This window comes from Klebsiella michiganensis, from assembly GCF_015139575.1.
In the GTDB taxonomy this organism is placed as follows: domain Bacteria; phylum Pseudomonadota; class Gammaproteobacteria; order Enterobacterales; family Enterobacteriaceae; genus Klebsiella; species Klebsiella michiganensis.
Genome location: NZ_AP022547.1, coordinates 1,642,282 through 1,655,913, shown reverse-complemented (window position 1 = coordinate 1,655,913; position 13,632 = coordinate 1,642,282). Strand labels below are relative to the sequence as shown.

The following is a 13,632-nucleotide window of genomic DNA, read 5'->3' as shown; positions in this document are numbered from 1 at the left end:
AGATTAATCTTTAAGGATAATATTCACATTGCCGTCAGGCAGGCGTTCAACCTGCAGGCTCTCCAGCGTCGTTAATACTAAATCCGCTTCATCAAGACGCGGCGCATCGGCGGGCACATTGACCGCGATGGTGCGACAGCCGGCATTCAGCCCGGCGAGCAGACCGGCAGGCGCATCCTCCACGACGGCGCAATCCCCCGGCGCCAGCCCCAACAGTTCGGCCCCCAGCAGGTAGGCGTCCGGTGCGGGTTTCCCGTGCTTTACGCGCTCGGCGGTAACAAAAACCTTCGCCTCAGGCAGCCCCGCGGCACGATGACGAGCGTGGGCGACGGGTATTGACCCCGACGTCACGATCGCCCACGGAATCCCCGCGCGATCGAGCGTCCTGAGCAACGCTACCGCGCCCGGCAGCGCCGTTACGCCATCCGTATCCGTTGCTTCTACCGTTTCCAGCAGGGTGAACTCTGCCTGAATCTCCTCTTCGCTGCGGCCGGGGAGAAAATGACGTAACGAGGTTATCGCCTGTTTGCCATGAATGAAGTTCAGCACTTCATCATGAGGGATACTGAACCGATCCGCCCATTTGCACCACGAACGCTCCACAACCGGCAACGAATCGACCAATGTCCCGTCAAGATCAAACAGGAAACCTTTACACTGCACGGGAACCTCCATCAGGCGTTGATAATTTGGTTAATTTCGTTACTGCTTAAATGGTACTGACGCGGGCAGGAGTGCCAGGTGCTCAGCATGCGCTGGTATTTTTCCCACATCGGGGTCTGGGAGTTAAAACCGTGAGTGCCGGCGTCAAAGTGGCTGTAGCGCCCTTCAACGTTAACCATAAAGCGGACATAGCCGAGATAGCGGGCTTCGGTCGCCACGTCGAAGCCGAGGAAGGTGACCCGACGCTCGTCAATTCCGCTGGCATCCTTCAGGTTCGTCCAGGAGACATGCAGCGCGTGATACATCTCCATGATATCAATGATGGTACGACACGTTTCCTCGGTAAGCTGGCCAAACTCGCGGTCCAGCTCGCGCATCTGCAGCCCGTATCCACGCTCAATGATGGTCTGCAGGCGGCGGTAACGTTCAGCGTTGTCCGGATCGAGCATCGTCATCATTTTGTATTGATTCGACAGAATCAGACGCTGCGCATTGGTCATTTCCATTTTTGACTCCTGTGGCACTTTTACGACGTGAAAAAAGAAGGCGCATCAATTATGCGCCTTCTTTTATATGCGTTTTCCCGATGCAATTACAAATCATCAAGGAAAGTTTTATCCAGTTGTTTGAAGGCGCGCTTAAGCGTGTCAGCTAAAGCCTGATAATCCGGCTTGCCGTCAACCGGCGTCAGCGCTTGTCCCGCCTCCTGCAGTTTACCCCGTACTTCATAAAACCAGTTCAGTATCGACGGCGGCAGCGGCGTTACCGAACGCTTACCCAGCCACCATAAGCCTTGCATCGGCAGACTCAGCGCGAACAGCGCGGTAGCCACGGCAGGGCCCAGCTGGCCGCCGAGGGCGATTTGCCAGCACAGCGTGAAAATCGCCACCGGCGGCATGATGCGAATCGCATAGCGCGTGGCGCGAATAATACGGTTTTCAATAAACACCGGGGCAAGGCGCTTATCCAGAGGCCAGGTCTTTGCATAGTGCTGCCCGTGGCGAAACAAGCCAAAAAAACTCACAGGGCGATTCTCGGGACCGGACATGGCTTACCTCAACTTTACATATAAAACTTAAAAAATTTGTGCAAAACACCAACTGTGCATGACAACGTTCAAAAGATTTTGGCAATGGCGGCCTCAATCAGGTATTCTGTGCGCACCTGAGGGGCGGTTAGACCCTTTTACCAGGTTAGTCAAATTATCGCATATTCTGCCACCGGCTGAAAATTATGCAAAATGACATAAAATCAAATGTACTTCTCTCATCGTGCCCGAAAACAGTACAAGGCATGATGTTAATCATAAATGTCGATGTCATCCTGCGCTACGCTTTGTGACACACTGACGTTTTTTTAGCCACGTATCATAAAAGGTACTTCCATGTCGAGTAAGTTAGTACTGGTTCTGAACTGCGGTAGCTCCTCTCTGAAATTCGCTATCCTTGATGCCGTCAACGGTGACGAATACCTGTCTGGTTTAGCAGAATGTTTCCATCTTCCTGAAGCCCGTATCAAATGGAAAATGGACGGCAGCAAGCAAGAAGCCGAATTAGGCGCTGGCGCTGCTCACAGTGAAGCGCTGAACTTTATCGTTAACACTATTCTGGCACAAAAACCAGAACTGTCTGCTCAGCTGACCGCAATCGGCCACCGCATCGTTCACGGTGGTGAAAAATACACCAGCTCCGTCGTTATCGATGACTCCGTGATTCAGGGAATCAAAGACTCCGCTTCTTTCGCTCCGCTGCACAACCCGGCGCACCTGATCGGTATCGCTGAGGCGCTGAAATCTTTCCCTAATCTGAAAGACAAGAACGTTGCCGTGTTCGACACCGCGTTCCATCAGACCATGCCGGAAGAATCTTACCTCTATGCCCTGCCGTACAGCCTGTACAAAGAACACGGCGTACGTCGCTACGGCGCGCACGGCACCAGCCACTTCTACGTGACTCAGGAAGCCGCGAAAGTTCTGAACAAACCGGTTGAAGAGCTGAACATCATCACCTGCCATCTGGGCAACGGTGGTTCCGTTTCCGCTATCCGCAACGGTAAATGCGTTGACACTTCCATGGGTCTGACTCCGCTGGAAGGTCTGGTTATGGGTACGCGTTCTGGCGATATCGACCCGGCAATCATTTTCCATCTGCACGATGCCCTGGGCATGAGCGTAGACGCCATCAACAAAATGCTGACCAAAGAGTCCGGTCTGCTCGGTTTGACCGAAGTGACCAGCGACTGCCGCTACGTTGAAGACAACTACCAGGAAAAAGCTGACGCTAAACGTGCCATGGACGTTTACTGCCACCGCCTGGCGAAATATATCGGCTCCTACACCGCGCTGATGGACGGTCGTCTGGACGCCGTCGTATTCACCGGTGGTATCGGTGAGAACGCCGCGATGGTTCGCGAACTGTCTCTGGGCAAACTGGGCGTACTGGGCTTTGAAGTTGATCACGAGCGTAACCTGGCAGCCCGTTTCGGCAAGTCTGGCTTCATCAACAAAGAAGGCACTCGCCCGGCTATCGTCATTCCGACCAACGAAGAGCTGGTCATCGCGCAAGACGCCAACCGTCTGACCGCCTGATTCCACACCGCCAGCCATAACCCTAAATAATTCGAGTTGCAGGAAGGCGGCGACGCAGAGAATCCCCCAGGAGCGTACGAGTAGTACGTAACTGGGGTGAGCGAGTAAAGCCAACGCACATGCAACTTGAAGTATGACGGGAAGCTGGTGGTGCAGTTTTGTATCCCGCCTGATACTGGCGGTAACGAAAGAGGATATATCGTGTCCCGTACAATCATGCTGATCCCTACCGGAACCAGCGTAGGCCTGACCAGCGTCAGCCTCGGTGTTATCCGTGCTATGGAACGTAAAGGCGTTCGTCTGAGCGTCTTTAAACCTATCGCTCAACCGCGTGCCGGTGGCGATGCGCCAGACCAGACTACCACTATTATTCGCGCGAACTCCGACCTTCCGGCCGCAGAACCGCTGAAGATGAGCCACGTTGAGTCGCTGCTCTCCAGCAACCAGAAAGACGTGCTGATGGAAGAGATCATCGCCAACTACCACGCCAACGCTCAGGATGCGGAAGTGGTGCTGGTTGAAGGTCTGGTCCCGACCCGCAAACATCAGTTTGCCCAGTCTCTGAACTACGAAATCGCGAAAACGCTGAACGCTGAAATCGTTTTTGTGATGTCCCAGGGTACCGATACTCCGGAACAGCTGAAAGAGCGCATTGAGCTGACTCGCAGCAGCTTCGGCGGCGCGAAAAACACCAGCGTCACCGGCGTGATCGTCAACAAGCTGAATGCGCCGGTTGACGAACAGGGCCGCACTCGCCCTGACCTGTCGGAAATCTTCGACGACTCTTCCAAAGCGAAAGTCGTGAAGATCGATCCGGCTCAGCTGCAGAGCGGTAGCCCATTACCGGTTCTGGGCGCGGTGCCGTGGAGCTTCGATCTGATCGCCACCCGCGCGATTGATATGGCGCATCACCTGAACGCCACCATCATCAACGAAGGCGACATCAATACCCGTCGCGTGAAGTCCGTCACCTTCTGTGCGCGTAGCATTCCGCACATGCTGGAACACTTCCGCGCAGGCTCCCTGCTGGTCACTTCCGCAGACCGTCCTGACGTTCTGGTCGCCGCCTGCCTGGCCGCGATGAACGGCGTGGAAATCGGCGCTATCCTGCTGACCGGCGGCTACGAAATGGACGCCCGCATCAGCAAACTGTGCGAACGCGCGTTTGCAACCGGCCTGCCGGTATTCATGGTTAACACCAACACCTGGCAGACCTCTCTGAGCCTGCAGAGCTTCAACCTGGAAGTTCCGGTTGACGATCACGAGCGCATCGAGAAAGTTCAGGAATACGTGGCTAACTATATCAACGCCGACTGGATTGAATCGCTGACCGCAACTTCCGAGCGCAGCCGTCGCCTCTCTCCGCCAGCCTTCCGCTATCAGCTTACCGAGCTGGCGCGTAAAGCAGGCAAGCGCGTCGTGCTGCCGGAAGGCAACGAGCCGCGTACCGTTAAAGCCGCGGCTATCTGCGCCGAGCGCGGTATCGCCACCTGCGTACTGCTGGGTAACCCGGATGAAATCACCCGCGTGGCCGCCTCTCAGGGCGTAGAGCTGGGCGCCGGTATTGAAATCGTTGACCCGGAAGTGGTTCGCGAAAGCTACGTTGCTCGCCTGGTCGAGCTGCGTAAGAGCAAGGGGATGACCGAAGCGGTTGCCCGCGAGCAGCTGGAAGACAACGTGGTTCTCGGCACCCTGATGCTCGAGCAGGACGAAGTCGACGGTCTGGTATCCGGCGCGGTTCACACCACCGCCAACACCATCCGTCCGCCGCTGCAGCTGATCAAAACGGCGCCGGGCAGCTCTCTGGTCTCCTCCGTATTCTTCATGCTGCTGCCGGAACAGGTTTACGTTTACGGCGACTGCGCGATCAACCCGGATCCGACCGCTGAACAGCTGGCTGAAATCGCCATCCAGTCCGCAGACTCCGCAATTGCCTTCGGCATCGAACCGCGCGTAGCCATGCTCTCCTACTCTACCGGTACCTCTGGCGCCGGCAGCGATGTAGAGAAAGTACGCGAAGCCACGCGTCTGGCGCAGGAAAAACGTCCTGACCTGATGATCGACGGCCCGCTGCAGTACGATGCGGCGGTCATGGCTGACGTAGCGAAATCCAAAGCGCCGAACTCCCCGGTTGCCGGCCGCGCTACCGTGTTCATCTTCCCGGATCTGAACACCGGTAACACCACTTACAAAGCCGTACAGCGTTCTGCCGACCTGATCTCCATCGGGCCGATGCTGCAGGGGATGCGTAAGCCGGTGAACGACCTGTCCCGTGGCGCGCTGGTTGACGATATCGTCTATACCATCGCCCTGACCGCGATTCAGTCGTCCCAGCAGCAAGCATAATCTGCCCGCTGCATGAAAAAAGGCGACCGGATGGTCGCCTTTTTATTTACAGCAGCTCTCGCGCCGCCGAGACAATATCATGCGCCGTCAGGCCATACTCCTTCTGCAAGAAATCCTGCGTTCCCACCTGGCCGTAGCGCTCTTTCACCCCCACGCGACGCATCGGAACCGGGCAGGTCTCCACCAGCACTTCCGCCACCGCCGATCCCAGTCCGTTATGAATACTGTGGTTTTCACAGGTCACGATACGCCCGGTTTTCTCGGCATAATTTTTCACCAGCATGCGGTCGATGGGCTTCAGGGTAAACATATCAATCACCGCCGCGCTGACCCCTTCCTGCTCAAGCTGACGCGCCGCCTCAAGGGCTTCCGCCACCATGATCCCGTTGGCAATCAGGGTGATGTCGTCGCCTTCGCGCAGCACATTCCCTTTGCCGATGGTAAACGTCGAACCCGGCGCATAGACGCTCGGCGCCTGTTTGCGGATCGTGCGTACCCAGTAAAAACCGTCGAGATCGATAAGCTGCCGCAGAATATCCTCAAACATCACCGCATCGGTCACTTCCAGCACCACCGAATGCGCCAGACCGCGCACGATCCCCATATCTTCAAACGACATATGGGTTCCGCCGTTATGGCAGGCGGTCACCCCGGCATCAGAGGCGATCACCTTGACGTTATTCCGCTGATAATCGAGCGACATAAACAGCTGGTCGAAGCAGCGGCGGCTGGCGAAAGCGGTAAAGGTATGGACAAACGGCTTGCGTCCGGTCAACGATAACCCGGCGGCGGTGCCGATCACGTTGGCTTCCATAATGCCGCAGTTGATGACGTGCTGCGGATGCTCCCGCGCGACGCCATCCATCGCCATGGAGCTCATCAGATCTGCTTCCAGCGCAATAATCGGGCTCCTGGCTTCAATTTGCTGCGCGACGAATCCGGCATAGACTTTACGCATCTCTACGGCATCTTTTTGCCCTGCGGGTGCAACCTTAATCATGTTCAGCCTCCAGTTGGCGAATTGTCTCGTTTAGCGTCTCTTTCATCTCCGCCGTCAGGCGTAAATGGTGATTATTACTGAGATTCTCGAGATACGGCACGCCCTGGCCTTTCACGCTATCGAGAATAACCACGCGCGGGCGCGCATCGACGGGAGGTACGGGTTGAACCGCGGCCAGCAGCCCGGGGATGTCATCGCCTTTGACGGTGACAACATCAAAACCAAAGGCGCGGAATTTATCCTCCAGGTTGAAAGCGCAAATGATTTCATCCAGCCTGCCGTCAAGCTGTAGCTTGTTCCAGTCAACAAACACGGTCAGATTATTCAAACAGTGATGGGCAATAAACTGAAAGGCTTCCCAGCACTGGCCTTCATTCAGCTCGCCGTCGCCAACGATACAGAACACGCGATTCGCCCGCCCCGCCAGCTTATGCGACAGCGCCATGCCGCCGGCGATGGAAATCCCCTGCCCCAGCGAGCCCGTAGTGGCGTCCACCCCACGCGTTTTCAGCCGGTCCGGATGGCTTGGCAGCCGCGTACCGTTCTGGTTTAGCGTGCTCAGCTCCTCCATCGGGAAATACCCCTTAATCGCTAACGTACTGTACAGCGCGGGGCCGGCATGACCTTTTGATAACACAAAGTAGTCGCGCTCTGGCCAGTCCGGGTCCGCGGGATCAATTTTCATCACCGCGCCGTACAGTACCGCCAGCGTCTCCACGACCGACATACTGCCGCCATAGTGGCCGAAACCGAGGTCCGTCAGCGATTTCAGGGTAGCGACGCGAATGTCCCGCGCCAGGTTAGTCACTTCTTGCACATTCATGATTTCGCTCCGCTGTTCTCCTGCGCGCCGCCGCCCACAGGTTTCTTTTTCACAAAAACGTTGTACGCCACCAGCAGCACAAACAACGCCACAACAAGGCCGGTAATCGCAAACGGCGACAGGTAGCGGGCCAGGTTACCCAGCACGATACCCACGGCGCCGAAATCCGCATCCGAGAAAGTGGTGTTGGCAAAGCCAATTGCCCCCAGTACCGGCAGCAGCAGTACCGGCAGGAAAGTGATCAGCAGGCCGTTGGCAAACGCGCCAATCATCGCCCCGCGCCGCCCGCCGGTGGCGTTGCCAAAGACGCCTGCGGTCGCGCCGGTAAAGAAATGCGGCACCACGCCGGGCAGGATCAGCACCCATTTAAACTGCCCGCAGAGGAACAGCCCGACCAGACCGCCGAGGAAGCTAAACAGGAAGCCAATCAGCACCGCATTGGGCGCGTAGGGGTAAACAACCGGGCAGTCCAGCGCCGGACGGGCGTTGGGCACCAGCTTTTCTGAAAATCCGGTAAAGGCCGGCACGATTTCCGCGAGGATCAGACGTACCCCTTGCAGGATGATGAACACCCCGGCGGCGAAGGTAATCGCCATAATGATGGCGTAAACCAGGTAGTTCTGGCCTCCGCTAAAGGTGCTTTCCACGTACTCGCGCCCCGCGCTCACCGCCATAATCAGATAAATAATCATCATGGTCAGCGAAATGGAGATGGAGCTGTCGCGCAGGAAGCTCAGGTTTTTCGGCAGGTTCATCTCTTCAGTTGAACGCGATCCTTTACCGCAGACGCTACCGATCCAACCCGACAGCACATAGCCCAGGGTGCCGAAATGGCCGAAAGCGATATCATCCGTACCGGTAATACGCTTCATATAGCGCTGGGCCAGCGCCGGGAAGAACGCCATCACCAGCCCGAGGATCAGGGAGCCGGTAAAGACCAGCCCGACGCCTTCGAAACCCGCCACGGTAAGAATCACGCCGATCATACAGGCCATATAGAAAGTGTGGTGACCGGTCAGGAAGATATACTTCAGACGCGTAAACCGGGCGACCACAATATTCGCTACCATCCCGAACGCCATAATCAGCGCGGTTGAAGCACCGTATTTTTCCAGTGCAATAGAAACAATCGCCTCGTTATTAGGAATAATGCCCTGAATATTAAAAGCATGTTCAAACATGCCCCCCAGCGGATTCAGCGAACCGACTAATACCGTCGCACCGCCGCCAAGAACAATAAAACCCAGAATTGTTTTAATGGTTCCCTTGACGACATCGGAGAAAGATTTCTTTTGCGCTACCAGACCAATTAACGCAATTAAACCGACCAGCACCGAGGGTACTTTTAGAATATCAACAACAAAATTCAGCGTTTCAAGGATAAACATATCCACCTCGCTATCAATAATTATTGTCTGGCGAACCACGCGCGCAGCTGCGCTTCGAGTTCGTTAATATCGATGATGTTGGTAATCACCACCAGCTGGCTTTCCGGCACGCTGGCGCTGGCGGCAATGTCTTTTGCCATCACGAATAAATCCGCCGCGCCCGGCGTTGCCGACGACAGATCGGAGTGCTCTACCTCGGCCTCGATATAGAGTTTTTTAAGCACTTTTTTTATATTCATCTCAACCATAAAACTACTGCCCAGGCCAGAGCCGCAAATTGCCATAATTTTCATTGTTATCACCTTTTTTGGGTAGAGTACGTCCACATCACGCAGGCGCGTAATGGGTTATAAGCCGGATAATAAAATTGAATCAGTAGCGCGCGATGATCGTTTTTATCTCCTCAATATTGGTTGCCTGATGTAATTTATTCATATCTTCATCGCTGGAAAATAATTCCGCCAGGGCAGAAATCATTTCGATATGGCTATGTTTATCCGGCGCCGCAAGCATAATAATAATATCAACCGGGTCGAACTCCTCAGAGCCAAACGATACCCCTTGTTGCAGTTTCAACAGCGACAGCCCCAGGCCCTTCGCGCCCTCCTCAGGCCGCGCATGCGGCATCGCCAGTCCCGGGGCCAGCACGTAGTACGGCCCGAGCCGCTGATGCTGCTCCACGATGGCCGTCACGTAGGCAGGTTCGATAACGTCGGTCTTCAGCAGCGGCCGGGCGCAGATGTCCAGCGCCAGTGGCCAGGTCTCTACGCTTTGCCGCAGCGCGATGGTGGCATCAGAGAGCCAAGTCTTGAGCATTTTGTCCCGCCTCTTTTAGCAAAAGATGGGCAAACTTTATGCAAGCAGCCAATAGTTATCTGCGAGAACGATCACAAAGATAGCGCTACCAATGCTGAACATTCAGATTTGTGATAGCGCTATCAATTCGTAATCATCCCATCAAAACGCAGCAAAAAGGCCCGTTTAAGGCGTATACTCCCTGACACATGAAGTAATGGATGATAATAAAAACGTCTGTTTAGCAGGAATATGTATGTCTCTAACCCGAAAACGGCGTAGTACCGGTAAAGTCACGATCGCCGATGTTGCTCAGCTGGCTGGTGTGGGAACCATGACCGTGTCCCGCGCCCTTCGCACGCCGGAACAGGTTTCCGATAAGCTACGTGAAAAAATCGAAGCGGCGGTGCAAGAGCTAGGGTACATGCCTAATCTCGCCGCCAGCGCGCTGGCGTCTGCCTCCTCAAGAACCATCGCGATGGTGGTGCCAAATCTTGCAGAGGCGGGCTGTTCGGCGATGTTTGCCGGGCTTCAGCAGGTATTACAGCCGGCAGGGTATCAAATCATGCTGGCAGAATCGCTGCACCGTCTGGAGCAGGAAGAAAAGCTGCTGGAAACGCTGCTGGCCTCTAACATCGCCGCCGCCATTCTGCTTAGCGTTGAACACAGCGATACCGTACGCCACTGGCTGAAGAACGCCTCGATTCCTGTGGTGGAGATGGGCGCAATGCGCGCCGATCCGATCGACATGAATATTGGCATTGATAACGTAGCGGCGATGTTCGAGCTGACGGAGATGCTTATCCACCGCGGCTATCAGAATATCGGTCTGCTGTGCGCCAATCAGGAACAGTGGATTTTTCAGCAGCATTTGCAGGGGTGGTATAAAGCCATGCTGCGCCATCATATGTCGCCTAACCGGGTAATTAACGCCGCGCTGCCCGCCAACTTTTCCACCGGCGCTTCACAGCTGCCGGAGTTTTTGCTGGCATGGCCGGAGCTGGATGCGCTGGTTTGCGTTTCCGATGAGCTGGCATGCGGAGCGCTGTATGAATGTCAGCGTCGGCGCATAAAGGTACCGGATGATTTAGCCGTCGTCGGTTTTGGCGACAGCGACGTGAGCCGGGTCTGCCAGCCGCCGTTAACGACCATGGCGGTACCACACCATAAGATTGGTATAGAAGCCGGGCGCGCCCTTCTGGAGCGTCTTACTGAGGGAAACTGGAGCGACAGAAAGCCCATCGCGTCCAGTTTATGCATGAGGGACAGCTGTTAGAAAACTACTCAGCCTCTTCCTGCTTTTCGCTTTTTGCTGACTCATTATTCGCATTGCGGGTCATCCACAGCGCCAGCGCTTTTAATGAGTCCGGAGTGAACTCATCGCAGCGGGCGGTGATCTCTTCCGGCGTCAGCCAGCACACTTCGCTCACTTCTTCTTCCTGCAGCGCGAACGGGCCGTGCGATACGCAGCTAAACAGGCCGCCCCAGACGCGGCAGTGTTTATCTTCGTAGTAGAACTGCCCGTGGTCAGCAAAAGGCACGCCGGCAATACCGAGCTCTTCTTCCGCCTCACGGCGCGCGGATTCCAGCATTTGCTCGTCAGCCTGCACCACGCCGCCGGCGGTGGCGTCCAGCATGCCCGGCTGGAAATCTTTTGTTTCGGTACGACGCTGCACCAGGATTTTGCCCATCCCATCATGAACAACAATGTAGGTCGCTCGATGACGCAGGCACTCCGCACGCATTTGTTCGCGACTGGACTGTGCTATCACCTCATTGTTTTCATTAACAATATCGACCCATTCTGTGCTTGCCAAATGATTCTGTTCCGCCATCAGGAAACCTTACTTTTTAAAGCGCTCTTGCGGCGCGTCTATACGGTTGAGGGGTAAATTACGGGTAAATTGCGACCTCTGCAATAACCTGATTATCATCGAGTGCTAAAACCTGCAATTGCCCCTCGTTCAGAAGACCGTAGCTGGCGGTAAATCCCCCTTTAGGGATGCTGACCGAGCCGGGATTGAAGAGAAAAATCTCGCCGCGTTTCTCGGCAACCGGAATATGAGTATGGCCATAAGCCAGCACATCGCCAGCGGCGAGAGGAGGCAAATTTTCGGGGCTATACAGATGCCCGTGGGTCAGAAACAGACGGGCTCGCGCGCTCAAAACCTGCTGCCAGGGGGCGGTAATGGGGAACCGCAGCAGCATTTGATCGACTTCGCTGTCGCAGTTGCCGCGTACGGCAATTACCCGCTCCGCCACGCTATTTAGCGCCTCCGCGACCTGGGCCGGCGCATAGCCTTCGGGAAGGGCGTTACGCGGCCCGTGATTGAGCACATCGCCGAGGATAACCAGCCACTGCGCCCCACTGCGCGCGAACAGCGCAAGCACGCGTTCAGCGGCAGGCAGAGAGCCGTGGATATCCGAGGCAAACATCAGCTTCATACATTTCATCTCCACGCATTACGATGCCGCTATGATAACGGAACCGCTGGCGCTTATCAGCCCGCGCGTTTGGCTGAGAGTGCGACGTAGCGCTGAACCGACGCCCGCTGCCACTGGAAGGTGGCGTAATCCACCAGCGCGGCGGGAACCTCATCGCCGTTCAGGACCAGGCGATTGAGCATCAGCGCCAGGTCGGTATCGGCAATGGACCATTCGCCAAATAGATTCTGCCCGCCATGGGACAGCAGAACGCCAGCCGTTGCAAACAGCTTGTCGGCGCTTTTTTTCCCGGCTTCGCTGAGCGGAGGTTTCTTTGCTGCGGCAAAGACCACGTCCGTGGAGCGCTCTTCGCGAATCGGCATTAAATCGCTACGCAGCCAGGCCTGCACCTGACGCGCCCGCGCGCGCTTTTGCAGGTCATGCGGGTAAAGCCGCTCCCATTCCGGGGGCGCAAAGCGCTCATCCAGATATTCGGTAATCGCGGAGGATTCGCTCAGGAAGAACTCCCCGATCTCCAGCAGCGGTACGCGACGCGTCGCGCTGTAGCCTTTCCAGCCGCTTTGCAAATGTTCGCCGCTGTCGAGGTTAACGGTTTTCAGGGTAAAAGGCAGGCTCTTTTCCTGCAGGGCAACGTATACGGACATCACATATGGCGAGAAAAAATCGGCGTCGGACCACAGGGTAATCGCGGGCTGGCTCATAGCATCCTCAATGGCTAATGTAATGGGGCGATACGCCAACATATCCTGTCTTTCAGATGATGTCACTGACCGCCACGCTGAGGATCTTACATACTTCTCAGGGGGTGAACGCGATCGGCGAAAGTCATCCAGGATGAGGCAAACCTGTCGGATGATGCCAGTTCACCTATACTCGAAAAGTTTGCGACCTGTGACGGCGAGGAATTTTCATGATCGATTTTTACTACGCACCCACTCCTAATGGCCACAAAATCACGTTATTCCTCGAAGAAGCGCAGCTGGCGTATCGCCTCATCCGGGTGGATATCGGCAAGGGGGAACAGTTTCATCCGCAGTTTCTCGCGATCTCACCCAACAACAAGATCCCGGCGATCGTTGACCACGCTCCCGCCGACGGTGGTGGCCCATTAAGCCTGTTTGAATCCGGCGCCATCCTGCTCTATCTGGCTGAAAAAACTGGAAAATTACTGAGCGGCGAGCTCCGCGAGCGCCACGTCACCCTACAGTGGTTATTCTGGCAGGTCGGCGGGTTGGGGCCGATGCTCGGACAAAATCATCACTTCAACCACTTTGCTCCGCAGGCGGTGCCCTACGCCATTGAGCGCTATCAGGTGGAAACGCAGCGCCTGTATGGCGTGCTCAATCGGCGCCTTGGCGAGAGTCCCTGGCTTGGCGGCAATCACTACAGCATCGCCGATATCGCCTGCTGGCCGTGGGTGAATGCCCATCAGCGCCAGCGTATCGACCTTGCCAATTACCCGGCGGTGCATAACTGGTTTGAACGCATTCGCCAGCGCCCGGCCACCGTTGAAGCGCTTCTGAAAACAGAAGCCCATTAACCCCCTGCTCGCCCGGGAAGCTTTGATGTATGATTGCGGAAATTA

The 13,632-nt window shown here is 55.9% G+C and carries 15 protein-coding genes; 4 read left to right on the top strand and 11 right to left on the bottom strand.

Annotation, left to right across the window (positions count from 1 at the left end; all coding sequences use genetic code 11):
• Positions 1–3: 3 nt before the first annotated feature.
• The 3 genes from JLG71_RS07950 to yfbV all read right to left on the bottom strand — a co-directional run bounded on the left by JLG71_RS07950 (position 4) and on the right by yfbV (position 1,711).
• On the bottom strand, positions 4–663 hold the full coding sequence (locus JLG71_RS07950) for a sugar phosphatase (protein WP_009654668.1): 660 nt from the start codon (positions 661–663) through the stop codon (positions 4–6).
• 11 nt (positions 664–674) lie between these two features.
• Positions 675–1,169 carry a YfbU family protein gene (locus JLG71_RS07945; RefSeq protein WP_004123152.1) on the bottom strand — a complete coding sequence of 165 codons (495 nt, stop codon included), beginning with the start codon at positions 1,167–1,169 and terminating at the stop codon, positions 675–677.
• A gap of 86 nt (positions 1,170–1,255) precedes the next feature.
• Positions 1,256–1,711 (bottom strand): terminus macrodomain insulation protein YfbV, encoded by a 456-nt coding sequence (gene yfbV / locus JLG71_RS07940; RefSeq protein ID WP_004104090.1) that lies wholly within the window; start codon positions 1,709–1,711, stop codon positions 1,256–1,258.
• A gap of 336 nt (positions 1,712–2,047) precedes the next feature.
• Here yfbV and ackA point away from each other — a divergent pair, with 336 nt between their 5' ends.
• Both ackA and pta read left to right on the top strand, forming a co-directional pair.
• Positions 2,048–3,250, top strand: coding sequence for an acetate kinase (ackA, locus tag JLG71_RS07935; protein ID WP_004123156.1), 1,203 nt, complete (start codon positions 2,048–2,050; stop codon positions 3,248–3,250).
• Between the two features lie 201 nt (positions 3,251–3,451).
• Entirely contained in the window at positions 3,452–5,596 is a 2,145-nt protein-coding gene (pta, locus tag JLG71_RS07930; RefSeq protein ID WP_014230257.1) for a phosphate acetyltransferase, read from the top strand.
• A 46-nt stretch (positions 5,597–5,642) separates the two neighbouring features.
• Here pta and JLG71_RS07925 read toward each other — a convergent pair whose 3' ends face one another.
• The 5 genes from JLG71_RS07925 to JLG71_RS07905 all read right to left on the bottom strand — a co-directional run bounded on the left by JLG71_RS07925 (position 5,643) and on the right by JLG71_RS07905 (position 9,623).
• Positions 5,643–6,596 (bottom strand): transketolase family protein, encoded by a 954-nt coding sequence (locus JLG71_RS07925; RefSeq protein ID WP_046877181.1) that lies wholly within the window; start codon positions 6,594–6,596, stop codon positions 5,643–5,645.
• Entirely contained in the window at positions 6,589–7,419 is an 831-nt protein-coding gene (locus JLG71_RS07920) for a transketolase (RefSeq protein ID WP_200914056.1), read from the bottom strand. The genes JLG71_RS07925 and JLG71_RS07920 overlap by 8 nt, the downstream gene beginning before the upstream one ends.
• Positions 7,416–8,807 (bottom strand): PTS ascorbate transporter subunit IIC, encoded by a 1,392-nt coding sequence (locus JLG71_RS07915; RefSeq protein WP_004852862.1) that lies wholly within the window; start codon positions 8,805–8,807, stop codon positions 7,416–7,418. The genes JLG71_RS07920 and JLG71_RS07915 overlap by 4 nt, the downstream gene beginning before the upstream one ends.
• 20 nt (positions 8,808–8,827) lie before the next feature.
• Positions 8,828–9,100 carry a PTS sugar transporter subunit IIB gene (locus JLG71_RS07910; RefSeq protein WP_200914054.1) on the bottom strand — a complete coding sequence of 91 codons (273 nt, stop codon included), beginning with the start codon at positions 9,098–9,100 and terminating at the stop codon, positions 8,828–8,830.
• 79 nt (positions 9,101–9,179) lie between these two features.
• Positions 9,180–9,623, bottom strand: coding sequence for a PTS sugar transporter subunit IIA (locus JLG71_RS07905; protein WP_200914053.1), 444 nt, complete (start codon positions 9,621–9,623; stop codon positions 9,180–9,182).
• Positions 9,624–9,858: 235 nt separating this feature from the next.
• Here JLG71_RS07905 and JLG71_RS07900 point away from each other — a divergent pair, with 235 nt between their 5' ends.
• Entirely contained in the window at positions 9,859–10,878 is a 1,020-nt protein-coding gene (locus tag JLG71_RS07900; protein ID WP_004852866.1) for a LacI family DNA-binding transcriptional regulator, read from the top strand.
• A 4-nt stretch (positions 10,879–10,882) separates the two neighbouring features.
• On the opposite strand, the gene yfcD is transcribed toward JLG71_RS07900, so the two are convergent.
• Genes yfcD through yfcF form a run of 3 tightly spaced genes read right to left on the bottom strand, consistent with a single transcriptional unit; the run spans position 10,883 to position 12,748 of the window.
• Positions 10,883–11,437, bottom strand: coding sequence for an NUDIX hydrolase YfcD (yfcD, locus tag JLG71_RS07895; RefSeq protein ID WP_004852867.1), 555 nt, complete (start codon positions 11,435–11,437; stop codon positions 10,883–10,885).
• Positions 11,438–11,495: 58 nt separating this feature from the next.
• Positions 11,496–12,047, bottom strand: coding sequence for a phosphodiesterase (gene yfcE / locus JLG71_RS07890; RefSeq protein ID WP_025106669.1), 552 nt, complete (start codon positions 12,045–12,047; stop codon positions 11,496–11,498).
• Between the two features lie 56 nt (positions 12,048–12,103).
• Positions 12,104–12,748, bottom strand: coding sequence for a glutathione transferase (gene yfcF, locus JLG71_RS07885; protein WP_014839128.1), 645 nt, complete (start codon positions 12,746–12,748; stop codon positions 12,104–12,106).
• Between the two features lie 209 nt (positions 12,749–12,957).
• Between yfcF and yfcG the strand changes: the two genes are divergently transcribed.
• Entirely contained in the window at positions 12,958–13,587 is a 630-nt protein-coding gene (gene yfcG / locus JLG71_RS07880) for a GSH-dependent disulfide bond oxidoreductase (RefSeq protein ID WP_014230264.1), read from the top strand.
• The last annotated feature ends 45 nt before the right edge of the window (positions 13,588–13,632 follow it).

Excerpts from the sequence above, each read along its gene's own strand:
- JLG71_RS07945 (WP_004123152.1), bottom strand. The coding sequence starts at position 1,169 with ATGGAAATGACCAATGCGCAGCGTCTGATTCTGTCGAATCAATACAAA.
- yfbV (WP_004104090.1), bottom strand. The coding sequence starts at position 1,711 with ATGTCCGGTCCCGAGAATCGCCCTGTGAGTTTTTTTGGCTTGTTTCGC.
- ackA (WP_004123156.1), top strand. The coding sequence starts at position 2,048 with ATGTCGAGTAAGTTAGTACTGGTTCTGAACTGCGGTAGCTCCTCTCTG.
- JLG71_RS07925 (WP_046877181.1), bottom strand. The coding sequence starts at position 6,596 with ATGATTAAGGTTGCACCCGCAGGGCAAAAAGATGCCGTAGAGATGCGT.
- JLG71_RS07920 (WP_200914056.1), bottom strand. The coding sequence starts at position 7,419 with ATGAATGTGCAAGAAGTGACTAACCTGGCGCGGGACATTCGCGTCGCT.
- JLG71_RS07915 (WP_004852862.1), bottom strand. The coding sequence starts at position 8,807 with ATGTTTATCCTTGAAACGCTGAATTTTGTTGTTGATATTCTAAAAGTA.
- JLG71_RS07910 (WP_200914054.1), bottom strand. The coding sequence starts at position 9,100 with ATGAAAATTATGGCAATTTGCGGCTCTGGCCTGGGCAGTAGTTTTATG.
- JLG71_RS07905 (WP_200914053.1), bottom strand. The coding sequence starts at position 9,623 with ATGCTCAAGACTTGGCTCTCTGATGCCACCATCGCGCTGCGGCAAAGC.
- JLG71_RS07900 (WP_004852866.1), top strand. The coding sequence starts at position 9,859 with ATGTCTCTAACCCGAAAACGGCGTAGTACCGGTAAAGTCACGATCGCC.
- yfcD (WP_004852867.1), bottom strand. The coding sequence starts at position 11,437 with ATGGCGGAACAGAATCATTTGGCAAGCACAGAATGGGTCGATATTGTT.
- yfcE (WP_025106669.1), bottom strand. The coding sequence starts at position 12,047 with ATGAAGCTGATGTTTGCCTCGGATATCCACGGCTCTCTGCCTGCCGCT.
- yfcF (WP_014839128.1), bottom strand. The coding sequence starts at position 12,748 with ATGAGCCAGCCCGCGATTACCCTGTGGTCCGACGCCGATTTTTTCTCG.
- yfcG (WP_014230264.1), top strand. The coding sequence starts at position 12,958 with ATGATCGATTTTTACTACGCACCCACTCCTAATGGCCACAAAATCACG.